Below are 20,616 nucleotides of genomic sequence, written 5' to 3'. Positions count from 1 at the left end.
CTGGTGTGCGAGTCGTACGCAGGTGGAGTGTACCTAGAAGGCCGCGGCGACGGCGTAGATCAGGTACGCAATGGCGAAGCCGATGACACCGACCAGTGCCTGTCCGACGGTCCAGACCTTCAGCGTGGTCTTGACGTCCATGCCGAAGAAGCGGGAGACCAGCCAGAAGCCGGAGTCGTTGACGTGCCCGGCGAACACCGAGCCGGCGGCCAGGGCGAGCACGATGGCCACGACCTCGATCTGGTTCAGGTCGGCGTTGCCCACCACGACGGGCTGGATGATGGCGGCGGCGGTGGTCAGGGCGACGGTGGCCGAACCCTGGGCGACGCGGACCACGGCGGCGATGATGAAGCCGGCGACGATGATCGGCAGGCCCAGGGCGTCAAGCGAGTCGGCCACGGCATCGCCGATGCCGCTGGCGCGCAGCACCGCACCGAACATGCCGCCGGCGCCGGTGATCAGGATGATCGAGCAGACCGGGCCGAGCGCGGAGTCGACCACGGTTTCGACGAGGGTCTTGTCCTTGTTCTGCTTGTAGCCCAGCAGGTACATGCCCAGCAGCACGGTGATCAGCAGGGCGATCGGGGTTTCGCCGACCAGGCGCAGGATCTGGACCCACTGGGCGCCCTTGTCCACGATTCCGGCCGAGGCCAGGGTGTTCAGGCCGGTGTTCATGAAGATCAGGACCAGCGGCAGGAGCAGCAGCGTCACCACGGTGCCCAGCTTCGGCGTGGAGGCGAAGTCGTGCTGTTCCTGTTTGGTGCCGGCGAGGATGTCGGGGATGGCGATGTTGAACTTGCGGCCCACGTACTTGCCGTAGAGGTGGCCGGCGAAGTACCAGGTCGGCAGCGCGACGACCAGGCCCAGCAGCAGGACCAGGCCGACGTTGGCCTCGAGCAGGCCGGAGGCCGCCACCGGGCCCGGGTGCGGCGGCACGAAGATGTGCATCACCGAGAAGGCGGTGGCCGCCGGGAAGGCGTAGCCCAGGAAGGAGCCGCCCAGGCGGCGTGCCACGGTGAAGATGATCGGCAGCATGACCACGAGGCCGGCGTCGAAGAAGATCGGGAAGCCGAAGAGCAGCGAGGCGATGGACAGGGCCAGCGGTGCGCGCTTCTCGCCGAACTTGCCGATCAACGCGTTGGTCAGCACCTCGGCGCCGCCGCTGGTCTCGAGCATGCGCCCGAGCATGGCACCCAGGCCCACGAGCAGGGCCACGGAGGCCAACGTTCCGCCGAAGCCGCCGGTCAGTGTCGGTATCACCGAGGCCACCGGGATCCCGGTGGCCACTGCGGTCAGCAGCGAGATGACGACCAGCGCCACGAAGGCATGGATGCGCCATTTGATAATGAACAGAAGCAGCAGCAGGATCGCGCCCACGGCGATGGAGAGGAGCGCGGGGGTGCCCAGCGTCCAGTTCATGACTAACTCGTCGGTCATCATTGTCCTTCGAAAGGTGTAAGTGGTCTCGGGTGGTGGGGATGGAACCGGATGGTCCCTGGGGTGCTACGGGGCGTTCAGCGTCCTGGCCACCTGGGCCACGATGTCCTCGGGGGTGAGACTGACATCGACTTCGATGGCTGCCTCGTCCGGTTCGAGGGCTTCGAGGGTGCTCAGCTGCGAGGCCAGCAACGTCGGGGGCATGTATTCGTGGCTGCGTTCATCCAGGCGGTGCTGGATGAGATCGGCCGTGCCGCGCAGGTGGATGAAGACGGTGGACGGCTCGTGGCCGCGCAACAGGTCGCGGTAGCTGCGCTTGAGTGCCGAGCAGGCGATGACCGCCGGCGTGCCGTCCTGAACGCTTTCGGAGAGTTCGTCTCCAATGGTTGCGAGCCAGGGCGTGCGGTCACCGTCGTTGAGCGGGTGCCCTGCAGCCATCTTTTCCTTGTTGGATGCGGGGTGCAGGTCGTCTCCGTCGATGAACACCGAACCGAGCTTCTCGGCCAGCAAGCGCCCCACCGTGGATTTTCCGCATCCGGAAACGCCCATAACGATCATGGGCGGGTAGGCAGGGCTGTTCATCGTCACTCCATCGTGGAACCAGGCTAATGTCGGACATAACTACGTGATGTTCGGCATAAATATGATTTATACAGACTAGGACGCGCACGACCGGGGTGTCAACAGGGGGCATTGATCCAATCTTTCTAACAACCTCGGCAACCCCCGGATCCCCGTCACCGCGTGCAATCCGCGGTGCCCGCTCACCGATTCGAGGCAGCCTTTCGGGCCGTTTTGCAGCGGTTCCCAGCCAGCGCCAAGGTTCTGTTCCTAGCGTGGGGAGGGTTCACGCAAGATCAACGAAGGGAAAACCCGCCATGGGACTCGGAGACAAGATCAGCAACAAGGCACAGGAAGTAGCCGGCGAGGCCAAGGAAAAGCTTGGCGACGCCACGAACAACGAGCAGCTGCAGGCCCAGGGCCTCAGGGACCAGGCCGCGGCAAAGGCCAAGCAGGCCGGGGAACACGTCAAGGACGCAGCCAAGGACATCACCGGCGGCTAGACCCCGGCACCAACCAGCCGAAGCGCCCCAACCCCCGCACGCGGGGGTTGGGGCGCTTCCATGTCCACCCTCCTATCGCACGAGGCCAAGGCCCTGCCTTCATGTGGCGGACCCTTCACGCCTGGCATGGTCCGCGCAACACGGCACGGAAACCGGTTCACGGGACGAACGCGTCCCGGCCAACGAAGCCCGGCCGGACCGGGGCCAGGTGCCGGGGCTCCCCCGCCGAACCACGTCAAACCTGATTTCAAGCCCGCAGAAGTTCCGCGGCGTACCCGTCGAGGACAGCAAGGATCCCGTCGTGCTGCCACACACGGTTTCGCTTGTATCCCGAACGCTCCACGACAACACCGGCATCCTGGAGCTGGGCCAGCGCACGCAAGGCGCTGGTTTGCGATGTCCCCAATAGCCCGGTGACCAGCTCGGTGTTCATGACAGGATGGGAGACCAGATGCGGCAGCAGCGCCCACGCCATGGCCTGTGGACGCAGGGCGGCAAGCGACTGCCTGGCGGCGTCCAGTTCCAGCCCCAGCTTGTCGATCAGTTCGGCACCCGAGTGCGCCGCGAATCTCGAGGCGGCTGCAAACTGCTCGCATATTGGACCCGCTTCCCCGGCACGGTAAGACGTCAGTGCCTCGAAATATCGGTTCGTGTTCTTCAGCAGGCCCGCGGACAACGGGGCCGTGGTCGAACGCACCAATCCCTTGCCGCGCAGCAAGGCATGGACCAGTGCCCGCCCGGTCCGTCCGTTGCCATCCACGAACGGGTGGATGGTTTCAAGCTGGGCGTGGGCAATGGCGATCTGAACCAGCACCGGAAGGTCGTCCCGAGAGACGAAGTCCACCAGATCCTCAATCAAGTCGTCCACCAGCTCGAACCTGGGCGCCACGAAGGTCGCTCCACGCGGGCTCGTCCCTGTCGATCCAATCCACACCAGCTGCTGCCTGAATCTTCCCGCGTGGCTTTCCCAGCCTTTTTGCCCCATGAGCAGCTTTTCGTGCATTGTGAGGATGGCCGCCCTGTCCACGTGGTCCGCCAGCTCCAGGGCCGCTTCCATGGCGTGGACGTTCGCCGAAACGGACATGGCGTTGGTCGATGTCGATTGGTTGAGTTCGGCCAGGGCAAGCTGCCGCGCACCCACCGTCAGGTTTTCAATTTGCGAGGACGAGGAAGACTCGGTGCGCAACAGGATCGAGGACATCGGGCCCAGCATGGGAGAGGACGTTCCCAGCCGATCCCGGGCGTGGCTGTCGAAACGCACCAAGGCCGAAACCGCGTCCTCGACGTCTGCCGCCAGCAGCGCGGGAACGTCGAGCTGGAGGTTGGCGATCTTCGGCGGGACCGCCGATTCGTACGGCCCGGATCCACGGGCAAGCTGTGCCCGCGAACTCATCCCGTCCTGCTCGGCAAGCCACTGATGGGTTTCAAGTTTGATTGGCGGCACACGCAGTGAAACTGTTGACATGATCCGATCATACTTACAGTTATCGTGAAACTGTAAGTATGGAGTCGGCTTACTTACGGTTCCGGGTGAAATGGAACGCAAAAAAGCTCCGCGTCCCGGAATCTCTTCCATGACGCGGAGCTTTGTTTTGGTGGGCCCTACCGGGATCGAACCGATGACATTCACGGTGTAAACGTGACGCTCTACCAGCTGAGCTAAAGGCCCCGAAACAACACACTTCTTCGGAAGATTTCCGTTCCAGTGCGTTGCAACAAGTAGATAATCTAATACACACATCCCTGACTTGGCAAATCGCCGGTGCCCACGCCGGGATGCCAGGCACGCGTCGTCGGCACGTCCCCAAGGACCACCTGCCGACGACGCAACGCCGGGCTTGCTAGGCCTGCTGGTAGCGCTTGCGCACGAAGTACAGGCCCACGAGGGAAATCACGGCAATTGCCATGTAGTAGAGACTCGGCGCATTCAGCGACCCGGTGACGCTGAGCAGCCACGTCAGCACGAGCGGGGCGATGCCGCCAAGCAGCGTCACCCCGACGTTGTAGGTCACGGCCAGGCCGGTGCCGCGGATGGCCGCCGGGAACAGCGAAGACAGCAGCGCCGGCAACGGGCCGAAGTAGAAGGCCATGATCACACCCAGCAGGCCAATGACCAGGATCAGCATCGGCACCGTTGGCTTGGTGACCATCAGCTGGAACAACGGCCAGGCCAGCAGCAGTGCGCCGATCGCGGCATAGGTCATGACCCGGGCCGGACCGATCCGGTCGGCCAGGTGCCCCACGAACGGGACGCCGACCAGCGCGACCAACCCGGCCACGACGCCGCCCAGGAACGCGGCGGTGGCGGGGATGCCCAGGTTCTTCACGGCAAAGGTCGGCATGTACAGGATCATGTACACCGAGATGGTTGCCACCCCGATGACAGCCGAACCTGCCAGCAGGCGGCCGTGGTGGTGCACAAACAGGTCCTTCAGCGGGGTCTTGGTCCTCTCGCCCTTGGTGAACTCCTCGGTCTCGTCGAGCCTGGCCCGGATGTACAGGCCCACCGGACCGATCAGCAGGCCCACGAAGAATGGCACCCTCCAGCCCCAGCTGTACAACGCCTCCTCGGAGAGCCATTGGGTCAACCCGTAGCCGAAGGCCGAGGCCAGCAGCATCGAGGCGCCCTGGGCGGCGACTTGCCACGAGGCATAGAAGGCCTTCCTGTGCGGGGCCGTTTCGATCAGGAAGGCGGTTGCCGTGCCGAACTCGCCGCCGGCCGAGAAGCCCTGGACCAAACGGGAAACCAGGATGATCACCGCACCCCACACCCCGACCTGGGCATAGGTTGGTGCGACCGCCATGATCAGCGTGCCGACCATCATCAGCATCAGGGTCAGCATCAGGGCATTCTTCCGGCCCTTGCGGTCCGCGAAGCTGCCCAGCACCATGCCGCCCAGCGGGCGGATCAGTTAGGAGATCGCGAAGGTGGCAAAGGTCAGAATCAACCCGATCGTGCCGTTGGACTCCGGGAAGAAGTTCTCGGCAATCACGACGGCGAAGGTCGCGTAGACGATGATGTCGAACCATTCCAGGGCGGCACCGATCGAACTGCTGATCACCGCCTTCTTGGCCGCAGCGAGCTGCTGCGGGGTGGCGGCTAGTATCTCAGCCATGGGTATCTCCTTGGGGGTGGATGTAGCGCCGTGATGTCGCGATGCGAATCAGGCGCTCAGTTCGGTAATGAGGTTCTCGATGAAGGCCTCGCACGCGGCGATCTGTTCGAGTTCGATGTATTCGTCCGGGGCGTGGGCCTGGGCAATGTCGCCGGGGCCGCAGACCACGGTGGGGATGCCGGCGTTGAAGAACAATCCGGCCTCGGTGCCGTAGGTGGCCTTGTCGGGGCTGGGCGTGCCGCCCAGTTTGGCCGACAGGGCCACGATTCCCGCATCTTCCGGGGTGTCCAGGCCGGGGGTCTGTGCCAGCACCGTGAAGTCCACCCGGGCGGCCGGGTTCTGCAGCTGCTGTTCCCCTTCGATGCGCTTGGCCTCGGCGCGGTAGCGTTCGATCAATGCGCCCGGGTCATCGGCACCGATCGAGCGGAACTCGAAGTGCAGGGTGCATCCGGCCGGGATGGTGTTGACCGCGATGCCGCCGGAGATCTTGTTCACCGTGGTGGTGGTGTACGGGACGATGAAGGCCTCGTCGAAGGGACCGTCCTGCTTGAAGCCCCGCGCCAGGGAGTCGACGAAGCCGGTGAATTCGGCCGCGGCGGAAATCGCGTTGACGCCCTGGGTGGTCAGCGAGGAGTGTGCCGCCACGCCGTGGAAATCCACGCGGATCACGTTGACCGACTTGTGGCCGCGGACCACGCGCATGCTGGTCGGCTCCCCCACGATGCACCCGCGCGGGGCCAGGCCCGCCTCGGTGATGGCGGCAACCAGGTCCACGGCGCCGAGGCAGCCGACCTCCTCGTCGTAGGAGAAGGCCAGGTGGATCGGCTCCTTCAGCTTCGCCGCCGTGATCGATTCGAGCTTGGCCATGATCACCGCGACGAAGGACTTCATGTCGCAGGTGCCGCGCGCGTAGAGCTTGCCGTCGCGGACCTCGGGGGTGAACGGGTCGCTGCTCCAGTCCTGCCCGTCGACGGGCACGACGTCGGTGTGCCCGGAGAGCACGATGCCTCCGGTGCGGGTGCCGTCGGCGGCCGGAATCGTAGCCAGCAAGTTGGCCTTGTTGCCCTCGGCGTTGTGCACGAGGGACGATTCGACACCGAGGGCGTCCAGCCGTTCCACGACGTAGTCGATCAGGGGAAGGTTCGAATCCCGGCTGGTGGTGTCGAAGCCGATCAGCTTGGTGATTTCGGCCATGGTGTTGGCGTGGGGTTGTGCTGGCATTGCTGCTCCTCGTGGACGCGAAGGCGATCGGGAAGCCGATGGCCAAATCTGACAGGGATCATGAAAATTCTCTCACTGCGGATGCCGAGGGGCGTGGCCGCACTTCCGCGCACGTAACAGGGTCCGTCCCCGGCCTTGCCGGAACCGGCCCGGGCCCGGGGCCCCGCGTCATAAACCGCGTCGCTCGTGCCGAAAGAAGATGCGCCGACCACGGCACCGGGGGCGGCATCCAGGGTCGCCGGCCACCGAACGGGGACGCCGTTCACCGCCCGGCGACTCATGGTTGCGGCAATGCTCCGCCTCCGGTCCGCCACGGCGCGGAGATGAAAGCACGAGGAAAGTGCCCGGTCGAAGAATGTGGGTTTGTCACTGCGAACCCAGGAGAAGCCAGTCATGCCAGATGAATATTTCGTCCCCGCGCCGGCGGCGGGCGCCGCCAGACCCGCCGCATCCTCCCCAGCTCCGCTGAGCCGGATGCGCGTGGTGTGCGTCTGCCTCGCCTTGTTGCTCGAGGGCATGGGTTCCTCGAGCATCAATGTGCAGATCGTTGCCAGCGCCTTCCTGCTCAGCTATGCTGCGCTGCTGCCGCGGGCCGGGCGCCTGGTCGATGCATGAAACCGCCGTCGGATCTTCCTGATCGGCGTCGGGCTGTTCGGGCTCGGTTGCCTGGCTTCGCAGTTGCCGATTCCGTGCTGCTGCCGGGTGCCGGGCGCTTCATCCAGGGTGCCGGTGCCGCACTCAGCGACCCTGCCGCACTCGCGCCCATCACGACGGGGCTGGCTGAATCGGGCCGCCGCAATCGCGCGATTTCCTTGTACGGGGCGATGGGCGCCGTCGGGTTCTCGCTGGGCCTGGTGCTGCCGGGGGCGGTGGCCACGCTGCTGGGCTGGTGCGTGAGCTTCCTGTTCTTCCTTCCGGTGGTGCTGCTCGTGCTTCGTGCCGGGGCCACGGTGCGGATCCCGGACGTTGGCCTGCGGCAGCGGATCGACGCGTTCGGAACGCTCATGCTCACCGGCGCCCTGATCCTCGCGGTCCATTTGTTGGGTGTGTTCACCACCCTGCCGACGCCGTGGCTGGCTGCCGAGGCGGTTGCACTGCTGGTCTTGGTCGGTGTGCTCCGGTTCCGTGGGTCGCTTCGATGGCTCCCGGGACCACCCTGGCGGGATAGCAGCCGGACCCAAGTGCTCGTTCGATTCCCTGCCCTCGATTGAAGCGCCCTGACTGCGTACCGACGGCACCGCTTCGGGAACACCACCCGCGGATCGCTCGGGCAGCGAATCGGCACGGGGAAATGTCGAGGTCACCGCTACCTGTCGCCTGGTCTCTCCTGCATTGGCAACTGCCGGGCGGCGCGAAGCCGAACAAACCCGGGACGACCGGGCGGCCGATGTCGGCCGCCCCGTGGTTTGGCCGGCCTTGCTGAGCAGGAATATCAGCGTTGGTTCTCACAAGGCGGCCGCCTCTCGCGCCTCCGGATCGAGGCACCGTCCGGGTCTACCCCCGAGGCCTGGTTTCTGCCCTGGCCCAGGCTCCTTCAAGGTTTCATGGCCGAGTTGCCGGGACTGCTGCTCGGCAGCGGCGCAACGGTCGCAGCGCGGGAGCGACACGGCCGCAACGATGCTTTGACAGGAGCGGTTGGTTGCTGAAGTGAACCGAAGGTAGAGGTCACTGGACCAGCTCGGAAAAAGACATGGTCCGGGTTCCTGTCCCCGCTATCAAACAGGAATAGTGCGGTTATTCATCCAGTGGACACTTTCCCGCATCCCACCGAATGGATACAGGTGAAATTGGATTCTTCCGTAATTCTCGCTGTCCATGATGGACGCGAGTCGATTCCAGTATCGGTCCGCGTTGACGTGGAGCGTCGGATCATCCGCCGGCAGTCCATACTCCCGTGCGATGGCCCCCGAGGGTTCGACGCCAAATTGCCGGGCGAAACGGAGGAGCTTGCCTGCTTCGGCGGGACCTGGGACACCAAGTCGAATGGGCGCCTCGATTCCCTCGTGGCGCAGTCGCTCGAGCCAGCTAAGAACTGCATCGGCATCAAAGCCGTACTGTGTCGTGATTTCTACGGTGCACCCTGCGTCCTGCAGAAAGCCGACCTTCCACTTCAAGCTGGACCACAGCGTGTTGGCGTCGATCTTCGGATGCCCCTCCGGGTACCCCACGATGCCCACGTGCCGAATGGAGTGGCGTTCCAGAACACCGCTTTCCAGCAGCGCCATCGAATCTTCGTAGGGTCCTGCCGGAGTGGCCGGATCTCCGCCGACAAAAATATAGCGTGACGGCGCGGCCGCTTCGATCAAGTCATTGAGCAATTCATCGCGGTCATGCCCGGAACGCAGCCGACGCGAGGAAATGATGGGGACGGGTTCGAATCCATTCTCCCGTATGAACCGTGCCGCGTTGATGCGCTGGCTGTGGTCCTCATTGCCGAGGAACGCCACATTGATCGGTGTTTTGGGTGGAATGAGGTCTTTCGCGGCGGCAATCTGGCCGATGCCCTTTCCCGTCGTCTCCAAGGTGTACCAAGCACCGTGGAGTTTCACCGGAGATTCGGGCTTCGGTTTCGTATCGGGAATTTCCATCACCTGGTTCTTCTGAGGCACCGGCATGCGGCTGAGCTGGCCTGCAACCAACCCGGGCGCCACGGCCCGATCTCGTTGCAGGGTTCAAGACATCCCAGCATCCTACCAACCCCGGCAATCGGTCCATCGACGAAGCCACCACCGATCGGGCAGACAACTTCCGGCTGCTATCCCTCTCGAGTTCCATTTGGAGTGAAGGGACCCTCTTGAGGTGCGGATCGGGAGCCATGGCGTTGTGGACGACCCAGCCAATGCGCCGCTGCACAACGGCCCACACCTGGGAGGGGGTGCACCACTTGTCACCCCGGGTGCGCCCAGGTCGTTGGACCGGCGAATCGCATGATGTGGATTTCAAAACCGGGGTACCACGCCGGTGGACCGCCGCAAGGGTGGGCCACCGGCCGTGGGTGAGAAATGCGTGAAGTTGCAGCTTTGGACAGCAACCTGCTGGTGGGCCCTACCGGGATCGAACCGATGACATTCACGGTGTAAACGTGACGCTCTACCAGCTGAGCTAAAGGCCCTTGGCACTACTGAATTCTTTTGGTTGACATTCCGCCGGAAGTGTTCGTGACAAGAATATGACTGTTGGCAATGTACCCGCCCGGGCTGTCGAAATAGACGCAAAGATTCTTCGACAACAATTAGGTGAGTAGGTCCATGGCCTCTCGGTAGCGCGCGATGGCGCGCGCCTGATGGATAGGTGAACTAAAGGAATCCACCACGCGTCCCTCTGCAATGAGGAACGTGTGCCGCGTTGCCGCGCCGGACTCGAAGTTGAATGCGCCGTAGCTGCTTGCTACGGCACCGTGTGGCCAGAAGTCGGCCAGCAGATCAAACCCGAATCGGGCTTGGTCCGCATAGATGCGCAGTGCGTACTTGTGATCCACCGAGACACCCATGATGCGGATGTTTCGTGCGGCAAATTCTTCGCGCACTTCTTCCAGCTCTTCCAGTTCCGACCCGCAGACCGCGGAGAACGCGAACGGATAGAAAACCAGGAAGTAGGCCTGCTCCCCCAAGGACCGGGACTCGATGAGTTCACCGTGTTGGTTGGGAAGGGCGAAGCCCGGGGCCGTTTGACCGGCCCGCGGCGGCGAGGAGGGACTCCCCGTCGCCGTTTGAGATGGTTCCACAGCGCTAGTTCTTGCGGCGCGCAACAAGTCGAGTGGCCGACCAATCCTCGGAAACACCCTCGGTGTTGGTCACGTGGAGGCCCGCGGTGGGCGCATCGGCCTGGATCGAGGCAGGTGAAACGTATCCGTCTCGACCCGACTTCGGGGTCAAGAGCCATACGACGCCCTTTTCATCCAGGCTGACCAGCGAATCGACCAAGGCATCAATCAAATCCCCGTCGTCATCGCGCCACCAGTAGATGATTCCGTCGACTACCTCGTGGTCTTCCTCTGTCAGTAGTTCGGAACCCACTGCGTCCTCAAGGGAATCGCGCAGATCAAAGTCCACATCGTCGTCGTACCCGAGTTCCTGAATCAGGTCCCCGTCTTTGAAGCCCATTTTCTGTGCGGCTTCGTGCTTTGCCGGTGCGGCGTCGCTCACGTCACTCCTCCTGCTGCTGTAAAGCGTCTGGTAACAACCAAACACCCTTTTGCCCTTCCCATCAAGCGCAAAGCGTTCAACACGCCGAAATAGTGACGACTTCGACCCGCATTCGGCTCTCGGCACATTCGCCGTGTAACTTCAAAACGTCGCATGTGTTTAGCCCGGATACGTTTTGGGTCTGCATGCGCATTAGAGTGTAATCGGCGGTCCGCGACCAACCACCCTTGGGGAACGGGCCAAACCTTTGGCGCTAGCAACGCCACTGTGGGTTGGAGATGCTTACTTGCGCCCAACGCACAGTCCCCGCTGTACCCCCATAACGAGGAGAAGATGGACGTGGCTGTAGAGGAACATATTTCTCACATCCGTAGCGGCTTGACCAGCCAGTTGCCCGATCGGGATCCGGAGGAGACCGCCGAATGGATTGAGTCCTTCGATGATCTGGTCGAAACGCAGGGCACCGAGCGTGCCCAGTACATTGTTCGTTCACTGCTACAGCGCGCAGGCGCCAAGAGTGTGGGCGTCCCCATGGTTACCACCACGGACTACGTGAACACGATTCCGGTGGACCAGGAACCAGAGTTCCCGGGTGACGAGCAGATTGAACGACGCTACCGAGCCTTCATGCGCTGGAACGCCGCGGTCATGGTGCACCGCGGGCAGCGCCCGGACGTCGGGGTGGGCGGACACATTTCCACCTACGCCGGTGCCGCAACCCTGTACGAGGTGGGCTTCAACCACTTCTTCCGCGGCAAGAGCCATTCGGGCGGAGGCGACCAGGTCTTCTTCCAGGGCCACGCCTCCCCCGGCATGTACGCCCGCGCGTTCCTCGAAGGACGCCTGAGCGAAGAGGACATGGACGGCTTCCGCCAGGAGAAGTCCCGCAAGGGCCACGCCCTGCCCTCCTACCCCCACCCGCACTCCCTGCCGGACTTCTGGGAATTCCCCACCGTGTCCATGGGCATCGGCCCGATGAACGCCATCTACCAGGCGCAGTCGAACCGCTACCTGCAGAACCGCGGCATCAAGGACACCTCCGACCAGCACGTCTGGGCCTTCCTGGGCGACGGCGAGATGGACGAGCCCGAATCGCGCGGCCTGCTCCAGCTCGCCGCCAACGAGAAGCTCGACAACCTCACCTTCGTGGTCAACTGCAACCTGCAGCGCCTCGACGGCCCGGTGCGCGGCAACGGCAAGATCATGCAGGAACTTGAGGCATTCTTCCGCGGTGCGGGCTGGAACGTCATCAAGGTCGTCTGGGGCCGCGAGTGGGATGCCCTGCTGGACAAGGACGAGGACAACTCGCTGGTCGACATCATGAACCAGACCCCGGATGGCGACTACCAGACCTACAAGGCCGAAAATGGCGCCTTCGTCCGCGAGCACTTCTTCGGAAAGTCCCCGCAGACCAAGGAAATGGTCTCGGACCTCACCGACGAGCAGATCTGGAACCTGAAGCGCGGCGGCCACGATTACCACAAGGTCTACGCGGCCTACAAGGCGGCCACCGAGTTCAAGGGCAAGCCGACGGTCATCCTGACCAAGACGGTCAAGGGCTACGGCCTGGGCCCGCACTTCGAGGCGCGCAACGCGACGCACCAGATGAAGAAGATGACGCTGGCGGACCTCAAGGCCTTCCGCGACCACCTGCGCATCCCGATCACCGACGAGCAGCTCGAAGCCGACCCGTACCTGCCGCCGTACTACCGCCCGGGCCAGGATTCTGCCGAGTACAAGTACATGATGGAACGCCGCAACGAGCTCGGCGGTCCCGTGCCCTCGCGTCGCACCAAGTCCAAGGAGATCCACCTCCCCGAGGACAAGGCCTACGACACCGCCTCCCGCGGTTCGGGCAAGCAGCAGGCGGCCACCACCATGGCCTTCGTGCGCCTGCTCAAGGACCTGATGCGCGACAAGGAATTCGGCAAGCGCGTGGTCCCGATCGTGCCCGACGAGTCGCGCACCTTCGGCATGGATGCCTTCTTCCCGACCGCGAAGATCTACAACCCGGCCGGACAGAACTACCTCTCGGTTGACCGCGAACTGGTTCTTGCCTACAAGGAATCCCCTGCCGGGCAGCTGATCCACCCGGGCATCAACGAGGCCGGCGCCGTCGCGGCGTTCACCGCAGCGGGCACCGCCTACGCCACCCACGACGAGCCGTTGATCCCGATCTACGTGTTTTACTCGATGTTCGGCTTCCAGCGCACCGGCGATGCCTTCTGGGCAGCCGGGGACCAGATGGCCCGCGGGTTCATCATGGGCGCCACCGCGGGCCGCACCACGCTGACCGGCGAGGGCCTGCAGCACGCGGACGGGCACTCCCCGATCCTTGCCTCCACCAACCCGGCCGTGGTCACCTACGACCCGGCGTACGGCTACGAGATCGGCCACATCGTCAAGGCCGGCCTCGAGCGCATGTATGGCGGCAAGCACGAGGACCCGAACGTGATGTACTACATCACGATCTACAACGAGCCCTACCAGCAGCCCAAGGAGCCGGAGAACCTCGACGTCGCCGGAATCCTCGGCGGCATCTACCAGGTCTCCCCGGCGACCGTCGACGGACCGCGCGCCCAGCTGCTCGCTTCCGGCGTGGCCGTCCCGTGGACCATCGATGCCCAGCGGATGCTGGCCGAGGACTGGGGCGTGTCGGCCGATGTCTGGTCCGTCACCTCCTGGAACGAGTTGCGCCGCGACGGCCTGGAGTGCGAGGAGCAGGCGTTCCTGAACCCGGGCGTCGAGCCGCGTGTGCCGTTCGTTGCCCGGCAGCTGGCCGGTGCCACCGGCCCGGTCGTTGCGGTCTCGGACTACATGAAGGCCGTGCCGGACCAGATCCGCCAGTTCGTGCCCAACGAATTCGCCACCCTGGGCGCCGACGGGTTCGGTTTCTCCGACACCCGCGCCGCGGCGCGTCGATTCTTCAAGATCGATGCGCACTCGGTGGTTGTCCGCACGCTGCAGATGCTGGCCAAGCGCGGGGAGGTCGACGCCTCGGTGCCGGCAGCCGCCTTTGCCAAGTACAGGCTCGACGACGTGACCGCCGGCACCAGCGGCAACGCGGGCGGCGACGCCTAGTTTCGCGCTGCATGTAAGCACCGGCGGTGGCGCGGCTCCCCCTTGGCGGGGAGCTGCGCCACCGCTTTTTTGCGTGCATTTCCCGGCTCCGGCACCCGGCCACGCGGCTGTGCCACTTTGCGGCGTGGTTGTGCGAAGCCTACAAAATAGTTCACCGGGCCGATGATGCGTATGCTCGTTCTATGAGTGATGAGCAAACGCCGAATCCTGCCCAACGGATCCGGCCCTTCCGGCAAGCCAAGGCCAGCCCGGAAACCCTCAAGCGGCTCAAGCAGCACCTGGGCGTGCTCTCCACCGTGGCCCTGAAGCACCTTGACCAGTCCCTTCCCTGGTACCGCGGCCTGCGCCCCGAGGAGCGGGCGGCCCTGGGCCTGGTGGCCCAGAAGGGCATCGCCTCCTTCGTCTCCTGGTACGAGCGGCCCACCACCTCACCCCAATGGGTGCTCAATGACGTCTTTGGTGCGGCCCCCACGGAACTGACCCGGTCCATCAGCCTGCAAAAGGCCCTCCAACTGATCCGCACCATCGTGGAGGTCGTCGAATCCCAGGTCCCGGACATCGCCCCGGAGTCCGAGCACACCCAGCTGCGCGAAGCGGTCCTGCGCTACTCGCGGGAGGTCGCCTTCGCCGCGGCCGACGTGTACGCCCGGGCCGCGGAAACCCGCGGGGCCTGGGATTCACGGCTCGAGGCGCTCGTGGTCGATGCGGTGATGCGCGGCGAGTCGCAGGATTCCCTGCGTTCGAGGATTGCCGCCGTGGGATGGAAGTCGCACGAGAACATCCTGGTGATGATCGGTGCCACACCGGTCTCCTCGCAGGTCGGATTCGTCAGCGAGCTCCGCCGCGCCGCCGCCCGCTACGCCCGCGATTCCCTGGTCGGGGTCCATGGCGAACGAGCCATCTTGATGCTCGGCGGGGTGGAGGCGGACCGTGCAGGAATGGACCGCCTGGCCTCGTTCTTCGGCGAGGGCCCGGTCGTCTACAGCCCGCTGGCCCCCACGCTCAAGGAGGCCTCCGCCAGCGCCAAGGCCGCCTTTGCCGCCATCGCCGCGGCCAAGGCCTGGCCACTGGCCCCGCGCCCCGTGGACGCCGACGACCTGTGGCCCGAACGGGTCATGAACAACGACACGGAGGCGCGCGAGGCGCTGGTCTCGGGGATCTACAACCCGCTGATCAAGGCCGGAAACGGGCTGATCGAGACGCTTTCGAGCTACCTGTCGCTGGGCCACTCGCTGGAAGGGACGGCCCGCGAGCTGTTCGTCCACGCCAACACCGTGCGCTACCGGCTCAAACGGGTCTGCGATGTCACCGGCTGGGATCCGCTGGTGCCGCGCGAGGCCTTCGTGCTGCAAACCGCGCTGGTGGTCGGCCGGCTGGACAGCGAAACATCTGCGAACTTGCCCGAAACGCGGCAACCGGTGCCGCGCAAGGGCCCAGCCACCTTGTAGGATTCATACAAAAGCATGCCGTCAAGTCGGTGTGTCAAAACAGCCGTCGTGACCGACTTCTTTGGAAAGCTGGAGTAGTGCTAGCAATCGTGTGCCCTGGACAGGGCTCCCAGACCCCCGGATTCCTTTCCCCATGGCTTGAGGTCCCGGGTGTTTCCGAACATCTCGCCGAACTCTCCGCCATCACGGAACGCGACCTGACCGCCCACGGGACGGTCTCGGACGAGGAGACCATCAAGGACACCGCGGTGGCCCAGCCGCTGATCGTGGCCGCGGGCCTCGTTGCCGCCCGCGCCCTGTTTGGCGAGGCATTGCCGGCCAACGCCGTGCTGGCCGGCCACTCCGTCGGCGAGATCACCGCAACCGCACTGTCCGGCGCGCTGTCCGAGCAGGACGCCATGGTCTTCGTGCGTGAACGCGCCAACGCCATGGCCCTGGCCGCCGCGGCAACCCCCACCGGCATGGCCGCCGTCCTCGGCGGGGACCCCGAGGACGTCAACGCGTCGATCATCGCCGCCGGGCTGACCCCGGCCAACGCCAACGGCGGAGGCCAGATCGTTGCCGCCGGCACGCTGGAGCAGATTGAGGGCTTCGCCGCCAATCCTCCGGCCAAGGCCCGGGTCATCCCGCTGAAGGTCGCCGGGGCATTCCACACCCACCATATGGCCCCGGCCGTGGCGGTGCTGGAGGAACTCTCCGAAACGCTGGAGGCCAAGAACCCGAGCACCACGCTGCTGTCCAACTACGACGGCGCCCCGGTCACCGGCGGTGCGGCCAACCTTGCCTCGCTGGTTGCCCAGGTCTCCCGCCCGGTGCGCTGGGACAAGTGCATGGAGCAGATGGCCGCACTTGGCGTCACCGGCATCATCGAGCTGGCCCCGGCAGGAACGCTGGTGGGCCTGGCCCGCCGCGGCCTGAAGGGCGTGCCCACGCTGCCCCTGAAGTCCCCCGCAGACCTCGAGGCGGCACGCGCCTTCGTACTCGAACACACCCAAGCATAGGAAGTCACCGAACCATGACTGCAGTGATGAACCAGACCAGCGCGCGCGAATTCAGCCGCATCCACGGTGTGGGCTCCTTCCGCCCCGATGTCATCGTCACCAATGACGACGTCTGCCAGTGGATCGATTCCTCCGACGAGTGGATCCAGCAGCGCACCGGCATCGTGACCCGTGCGCGCGCCGGTGAAGACACCTCGCTGCTGGACATGGCCGAAGGCGCGTCCCGCGAAGCATTGGCTTCGGCAGGCATCGAGGCCAGCCAGATCGGTGCCGTCATCGTTTCCACCGTGACGTTCCCCTATGCCACCCCGTCCGCGGCGGCAGCCCTTGCCGATCGCATCGGGGCCACCCCGGCACCGGCATTCGACATCTCGGCAGCCTGCGCCGGCTACTGCTACGGCGTGGCCCAGGCAGACGCCTTGGTGCGTTCCGGCATGGCTGAATACGTGCTGGTCGTGGGCGCCGAAAAGCTCTCTGACGTCATCGACAACCACGAACGCACCATTTCCTTCCTGCTCGGCGACGGCGCCGGCGCCGTCGTCATCGGCCCCTCGGACATCCCGGGGATCTCCCCGTCGGTGTGGGGCTCGGACGGCTCGAAGTGGTCCGCCATCGGCATGACCCACTCCCAGCTGGATCTGCGCGACGCGGTCCTGCAGGCCGAGTCCTCCCCCGAGGGCACCGCGCTGGTCGCAAGCACCGAGGCCCAGCTGTGGCCCACGCTGCGCCAGGACGGCCAGACGGTCTTCCGCTGGGCCGTGTGGGAAATGGCCAAGATGGCCAAGAAGGCCCTGACCGATGCCGGAGTCACCGCCGAGGACCTGGCCGCGTTCATCCCGCACCAGGCCAACATGCGCATCATCGACGAGATGGTCAAGCAGCTGAAGCTGCCGGAGTCGGTGGTTGTCGCCCGCGACATCGCCACTTCCGGGAACACCTCCGCCGCCTCCATCCCGATGGCCATGGACCGGATGCTGAAGGAGAACCCCGAGCTCTCCGGCGGCCTGGCCCTGCAAATTGGATTTGGCGCCGGGCTTGTCTTTGGCGCACAGGTCGTTGTCCTGCCCTAGGGTTAACCCCCAGGGACACAACCCATCATTCGGACCGCACACCTGTGGTCTGCATAGTCGTCGGGCTTGTTACCGGCAAACACAGAAAAGGAGCCATCATGGCTAGCAACGAAGAGATTCTGGCCGGCTTGGCCGAGATCGTCAACGAAGAGACCGGTCTGGAGACCGAAGCAGTCGAAATGGACAAGTCCTTCACCGAGGACCTGGACATCGACTCGATCTCGATGATGACCATCGTCGTCAACGCCGAGGAAAAGTTCGACGTGAAGATCCCGGACGAAGAGGTCAAGAACCTCAAGACCGTTGCCGATGCAGTGAACTTCATCGCTGGCGCACAGGCCTAGGCACGGCATTGATGCCACCCCTTGAAGTACGTTCCCGCTATGGGTCGTGCTTCAGGGGGTGCATCGCCCCGGCCCCCATGGCCACCGGTTTGCCGGCACCTGCCAGCCAATCCGCTTTACCGGTTTCGTAACCGATCCCCAGATTTTCGATTCAATCCGGATCCCGCACCCGTTGGTGCCGCGGCCCGATGCATGGATCGCGCGCTAGCTTCGCTAGCCGTATCGCCCCAACCAGTAGAGAGTTTCAACATGGCTCGCAAAGTTGTTATCACCGGCCTTGGTGCCACCACGCCCATCGGCGGAGACGTCCCGACCCTGTGGGCCAACGCCCTCAAGGGTGTTTCCGGCGCCCACACGCTGCCCGATGAATGGGTTGAAACCTACAACTTGCCGGTGAAATTTGCCGCCAAGGCATCCACTCCGGCTTCCGAGGTCCTCTCCCGCGTGGAAATGAAGCGCATGGACCCGTCCACCCAGTTCGCCGTGGTTGCCGCGCGCGAGGCCTGGAAGGATTCCGGCATCGAGACGGTCGACCACGACCGCCTGGCGGTGGCGTTTGCCACCGGAATCGGCGGCGTTTGGACGCTGCTTGACGCCTGGGACACCTTGAAGGAAAAGGGCCCGCGCCGCGTGCTGCCCATGACGGTTCCGATGCTGATGCCCAACGGCCCGGCCGCGGCCGTCTCGCTGGACCTCGGCGCACGCGCCGGAGCACACACCCCCGTTTCCGCCTGCGCCTCGGGCACCGAGGCCATGCACATGGGCCTCGAGCTGATCCGTTCGGGCAAGGCCGACGTCGTGGTTTGCGGCGGTGCGGAAGCCGCCATCCACCCGATGCCGATGGCCTCCTTTGCCGCCATGCAGGCGCTGTCCAAGCGCAACGACGACCCGGAGCACGCCTCGCGCCCTTATGACATCGACCGTGACGGCTTCGTCATGGGCGAAGGAGCCGGTGCCCTGGTCCTCGAGGCCGAGGAGCACGCCATTGCCCGCGGCGCCACGATCTACGCAGAGTTGGCCGGCACCTCGGTCACGGCCGACGCCTACCACATCACCGCGCCGGACCCGGAGGGCCTGGGTGCCACCCGCGCCCTGAAGGCCGCGATGTTCGACGGTCGGATCCAGCCCGAGGACGTGGTGCACGTCAACGCGCACGCGACTTCGACGCCGGTTGGCGACAAGCCCGAGTACACGGCCCTGCGTGCGGCCCTGGGCTCGCACCTGGACAAGGTCTGCGTCTCGGCCACCAAGTCGCAGATGGGCCACCTGCTCGGCGCCTCCGGTGCCGTCGAGTCGGTGCTTGCCGTGCTGGCCGTCTACCACCGCAAGGCCCCGGTGACCATCAACCTGGAAAACCAGGATCCGGAAATTCCGTTGGATGTCGTTGTCGGCACCCCGCGCGAACTGCCCGAGGGCTCCATCGTTGCACTGAACAACTCGTTCGGCTTCGGCGGCCACAACGCCGTCGTTGCCATCCGCAGCGTCTAGCGCCCCGGCGGGGCAGCGCCCGCCGAGCTGACAATGCCCGGGACTCGATTCGAGTCCCGGGCATTGTCGTTAACGAGCTGGGTCGGGGAAGTGTGGGACCGGCAAGGACAACCGGCCCGAAGTGCGGCAAGGGTGCGACCGTCTCTCGCCGATCGCGTCCTCTTGGGAAGCCCAACCGTCGCCGGCTTTCCCGGAGCACAGCGCATCCCTCCCTGCGGGCAACGCCACGACAGACCGCCAAGCCGGGCCTTGAAGCCAGAAGCAGTGCCAAGCTGGTGGGCGGCAAGGGAACTGGCGGATTTCCGTTGCCGCGGCGCGTCCCGGTCGCCGGAGCGGACTGCTGCTTGCTGTGCGTTTTTGCGCCGGGCTTCTTCGGCACATGGTCGAACGGTCCCGCGTCATTCCCGGAGCAGGATCGCCCGTGTGCGACGCGCGTTGCAACCAATCGCAAAGTCGCCGGATGCCTTGTCCCCGAACGATGTTCCTCCTGGTTGAAATGGTGACCATTCCGTCCAGGCCGTGCCGCTCTGGTGCTTTCGTCACGGCCCGGAGGAAAGCCGTGGCTGTGCGGCGCGGATTGCCCCGGTGGGATGAGCCGGCTAGATGACCTGGTGCAGCCAGCGCACGGGTGCGCCCTCGGCCGCATAGCGGAAGGGTTCGAGTTCCTCGTCCCAGGCCTCACCCAGGGCGATGGAGAGCTCTTGGTACACGATGGCCGGATCCCCGGCACCCTTTTCGTAGGCCCAGCGGATGCGTTCCTCGGAAACCATGATGTTGCCGGCGGCATCGGTGGTGGCATGGAAGATGCCCAGTTCCGGGGTGTGCGACCAGCGGCTCGAGTCGACACCGGGGCTCGCTTCCTCGGTGACCTCGTAGCGAAGGTGTGCCCAGCCGCGAAGAGCGGACGCCAAAAGAGCACCGGTCCCGGGCCTGCCGGTCCAGTTGACCTCCGCCCGGGACATGCCGGGGGCCGCGCTCTGCTCCGTCCAGTGCAGGTCGGTCCGCTGGTCGACCACGGATCCGATCGCCCATTCGATATGCGGGCACAGCGCTGAAGGGGCTGAGTGTACGAAAAGTACGCCCCTTGTCAGTGCGTCAGACATGCTTTCCTCCGATGTGCTGTTGGAACGTCTTCCCCAACGTCAACAACCCTGATTCGAAGTCCAGTAAGTCCTGTTTAGTATTGTGCATGATTATACGT

19 protein-coding genes and 2 tRNA genes are annotated in these 20,616 nt (G+C 64.9%); 9 read left to right on the top strand and 12 right to left on the bottom strand.

Going from position 1 to position 20,616, the window contains the following annotated elements; translation table 11 throughout:
* Positions 1–33: 33 nt before the first annotated feature.
* Both J2T21_RS06405 and J2T21_RS06400 read right to left on the bottom strand, forming a co-directional pair.
* Positions 34–1,437, bottom strand: a complete 1,404-nt coding sequence (locus J2T21_RS06405; RefSeq protein ID WP_307579662.1) for a GntP family permease — start codon at positions 1,435–1,437, stop codon at positions 34–36.
* Positions 1,438–1,503: 66 nt separating this feature from the next.
* A complete protein-coding gene (locus J2T21_RS06400) occupies positions 1,504–2,019 on the bottom strand; it encodes a gluconokinase (RefSeq protein WP_307579660.1) in 516 nt (171 codons plus the stop codon).
* Positions 2,020–2,315: 296 nt separating this feature from the next.
* Here J2T21_RS06400 and J2T21_RS06395 point away from each other — a divergent pair, with 296 nt between their 5' ends.
* Positions 2,316–2,501: a CsbD family protein gene (locus tag J2T21_RS06395; RefSeq protein ID WP_307579658.1), complete on the top strand. Its 186-nt coding sequence runs from the start codon at positions 2,316–2,318 to the stop codon at positions 2,499–2,501.
* Between the two features lie 247 nt (positions 2,502–2,748).
* Here the strand turns inward: J2T21_RS06395 and J2T21_RS06390 are convergent, their stop codons facing one another.
* The 5 genes from J2T21_RS06390 to argE all read right to left on the bottom strand — a co-directional run bounded on the left by J2T21_RS06390 (position 2,749) and on the right by argE (position 6,838).
* The gene (locus J2T21_RS06390) at positions 2,749–3,966 is read right to left on the bottom strand and encodes a Fic family protein (protein WP_307579656.1); all 1,218 of its coding nucleotides are present in this window, start codon (positions 3,964–3,966) and stop codon (positions 2,749–2,751) included.
* 128 nt (positions 3,967–4,094) lie between these two features.
* Positions 4,095–4,170: transfer RNA gene (locus tag J2T21_RS06385), tRNA-Val, on the bottom strand.
* Between the two features lie 172 nt (positions 4,171–4,342).
* Positions 4,343–5,401, bottom strand: coding sequence for an MFS transporter (locus J2T21_RS06380; RefSeq protein WP_307580055.1), 1,059 nt, complete (start codon positions 5,399–5,401; stop codon positions 4,343–4,345).
* 12 nt (positions 5,402–5,413) lie between these two features.
* The gene (locus tag J2T21_RS06375; protein WP_307579654.1) at positions 5,414–5,617 is read right to left on the bottom strand and encodes a hypothetical protein; all 204 of its coding nucleotides are present in this window, start codon (positions 5,615–5,617) and stop codon (positions 5,414–5,416) included.
* Between the two features lie 48 nt (positions 5,618–5,665).
* Positions 5,666–6,838: an acetylornithine deacetylase gene (argE, locus tag J2T21_RS06370; RefSeq protein ID WP_307579652.1), complete on the bottom strand. Its 1,173-nt coding sequence runs from the start codon at positions 6,836–6,838 to the stop codon at positions 5,666–5,668.
* Positions 6,839–7,231: 393 nt separating this feature from the next.
* Between argE and J2T21_RS06365 the strand changes: the two genes are divergently transcribed.
* Entirely contained in the window at positions 7,232–7,453 is a 222-nt protein-coding gene (locus J2T21_RS06365) for a hypothetical protein (RefSeq protein WP_307579650.1), read from the top strand.
* 47 nt (positions 7,454–7,500) lie between these two features.
* The gene (locus J2T21_RS06360) at positions 7,501–8,049 is read left to right on the top strand and encodes an MFS transporter (RefSeq protein WP_307579648.1); all 549 of its coding nucleotides are present in this window, start codon (positions 7,501–7,503) and stop codon (positions 8,047–8,049) included.
* Between the two features lie 504 nt (positions 8,050–8,553).
* Here J2T21_RS06360 and J2T21_RS06355 read toward each other — a convergent pair.
* The 4 genes from J2T21_RS06355 to J2T21_RS06340 form a co-directional block, all read right to left on the bottom strand.
* Positions 8,554–9,489 (bottom strand): methylenetetrahydrofolate reductase, encoded by a 936-nt coding sequence (locus J2T21_RS06355; RefSeq protein WP_307579646.1) that lies wholly within the window; start codon positions 9,487–9,489, stop codon positions 8,554–8,556.
* A gap of 385 nt (positions 9,490–9,874) precedes the next feature.
* Positions 9,875–9,950 (bottom strand) — tRNA-Val (locus J2T21_RS06350).
* A gap of 120 nt (positions 9,951–10,070) precedes the next feature.
* Positions 10,071–10,562 carry a redoxin domain-containing protein gene (locus tag J2T21_RS06345; RefSeq protein WP_307579644.1) on the bottom strand — a complete coding sequence of 164 codons (492 nt, stop codon included), beginning with the start codon at positions 10,560–10,562 and terminating at the stop codon, positions 10,071–10,073.
* Positions 10,563–10,566: 4 nt separating this feature from the next.
* On the bottom strand, positions 10,567–10,941 hold the full coding sequence (locus tag J2T21_RS06340; protein ID WP_139194884.1) for a DUF3052 domain-containing protein: 375 nt from the start codon (positions 10,939–10,941) through the stop codon (positions 10,567–10,569).
* Between the two features lie 375 nt (positions 10,942–11,316).
* On the opposite strand from J2T21_RS06340, the gene aceE reads away from it, so the two are divergent.
* From aceE to fabF, 6 genes are all read left to right on the top strand, one after another.
* Entirely contained in the window at positions 11,317–14,064 is a 2,748-nt protein-coding gene (gene aceE / locus J2T21_RS06335) for a pyruvate dehydrogenase (acetyl-transferring), homodimeric type (RefSeq protein ID WP_307579642.1), read from the top strand.
* A 182-nt stretch (positions 14,065–14,246) separates the two neighbouring features.
* A complete protein-coding gene (locus J2T21_RS06330; protein ID WP_307579640.1) occupies positions 14,247–15,512 on the top strand; it encodes a PucR family transcriptional regulator in 1,266 nt (421 codons plus the stop codon).
* 77 nt (positions 15,513–15,589) lie between these two features.
* A complete protein-coding gene (locus J2T21_RS06325; RefSeq protein WP_307579637.1) occupies positions 15,590–16,513 on the top strand; it encodes an ACP S-malonyltransferase in 924 nt (307 codons plus the stop codon).
* 14 nt (positions 16,514–16,527) lie between these two features.
* Complete coding sequence (locus tag J2T21_RS06320; protein WP_307579635.1) at positions 16,528–17,583, top strand: beta-ketoacyl-ACP synthase III; 1,056 nt, start codon at positions 16,528–16,530, stop codon at positions 17,581–17,583.
* Positions 17,584–17,681: 98 nt separating this feature from the next.
* A complete protein-coding gene (locus J2T21_RS06315) occupies positions 17,682–17,927 on the top strand; it encodes an acyl carrier protein (protein WP_007271483.1) in 246 nt (81 codons plus the stop codon).
* 249 nt (positions 17,928–18,176) lie between these two features.
* Entirely contained in the window at positions 18,177–19,415 is a 1,239-nt protein-coding gene (fabF, locus tag J2T21_RS06310; RefSeq protein ID WP_307579632.1) for a beta-ketoacyl-ACP synthase II, read from the top strand.
* A gap of 599 nt (positions 19,416–20,014) precedes the next feature.
* On the opposite strand, the gene J2T21_RS06305 is transcribed toward fabF, so the two are convergent.
* Positions 20,015–20,518 carry a DUF3145 domain-containing protein gene (locus tag J2T21_RS06305; RefSeq protein WP_307579630.1) on the bottom strand — a complete coding sequence of 168 codons (504 nt, stop codon included), beginning with the start codon at positions 20,516–20,518 and terminating at the stop codon, positions 20,015–20,017.
* Positions 20,519–20,616: the final 98 nt, after the last annotated feature.

Origin of the sequence: Paeniglutamicibacter psychrophenolicus (genome assembly GCF_030812255.1) — a bacterium.
Lineage (GTDB): Bacteria > Actinomycetota > Actinomycetes > Actinomycetales > Micrococcaceae > Paeniglutamicibacter > Paeniglutamicibacter psychrophenolicus_A.
The sequence above is the reverse complement of the archived record's forward strand: the minus strand, read 5'-3'. Positions and strand labels throughout refer to the sequence as shown.

Coding starts and splice junctions, on each gene's coding strand:
- J2T21_RS06375 (WP_307579654.1), bottom strand. CDS start 5,617: ATGGCTGAGATACTAGCCGCCACCCCGCAGCAGCTCGCTGCGGCCAAG.
- J2T21_RS06330 (WP_307579640.1), top strand. CDS start 14,247: ATGAGTGATGAGCAAACGCCGAATCCTGCCCAACGGATCCGGCCCTTC.
- aceE (WP_307579642.1), top strand. CDS start 11,317: ATGGACGTGGCTGTAGAGGAACATATTTCTCACATCCGTAGCGGCTTG.
- J2T21_RS06320 (WP_307579635.1), top strand. CDS start 16,528: ATGACTGCAGTGATGAACCAGACCAGCGCGCGCGAATTCAGCCGCATC.
- J2T21_RS06340 (WP_139194884.1), bottom strand. CDS start 10,941: ATGGGCTTCAAAGACGGGGACCTGATTCAGGAACTCGGGTACGACGAC.
- J2T21_RS06405 (WP_307579662.1), bottom strand. CDS start 1,437: ATGACCGACGAGTTAGTCATGAACTGGACGCTGGGCACCCCCGCGCTC.
- J2T21_RS06305 (WP_307579630.1), bottom strand. CDS start 20,518: ATGTCTGACGCACTGACAAGGGGCGTACTTTTCGTACACTCAGCCCCT.
- J2T21_RS06390 (WP_307579656.1), bottom strand. CDS start 3,966: ATGTCAACAGTTTCACTGCGTGTGCCGCCAATCAAACTTGAAACCCAT.
- J2T21_RS06315 (WP_007271483.1), top strand. CDS start 17,682: ATGGCTAGCAACGAAGAGATTCTGGCCGGCTTGGCCGAGATCGTCAAC.
- fabF (WP_307579632.1), top strand. CDS start 18,177: ATGGCTCGCAAAGTTGTTATCACCGGCCTTGGTGCCACCACGCCCATC.
- J2T21_RS06365 (WP_307579650.1), top strand. CDS start 7,232: ATGCCAGATGAATATTTCGTCCCCGCGCCGGCGGCGGGCGCCGCCAGA.
- argE (WP_307579652.1), bottom strand. CDS start 6,838: ATGCCAGCACAACCCCACGCCAACACCATGGCCGAAATCACCAAGCTG.
- J2T21_RS06395 (WP_307579658.1), top strand. CDS start 2,316: ATGGGACTCGGAGACAAGATCAGCAACAAGGCACAGGAAGTAGCCGGC.
- J2T21_RS06400 (WP_307579660.1), bottom strand. CDS start 2,019: ATGAACAGCCCTGCCTACCCGCCCATGATCGTTATGGGCGTTTCCGGA.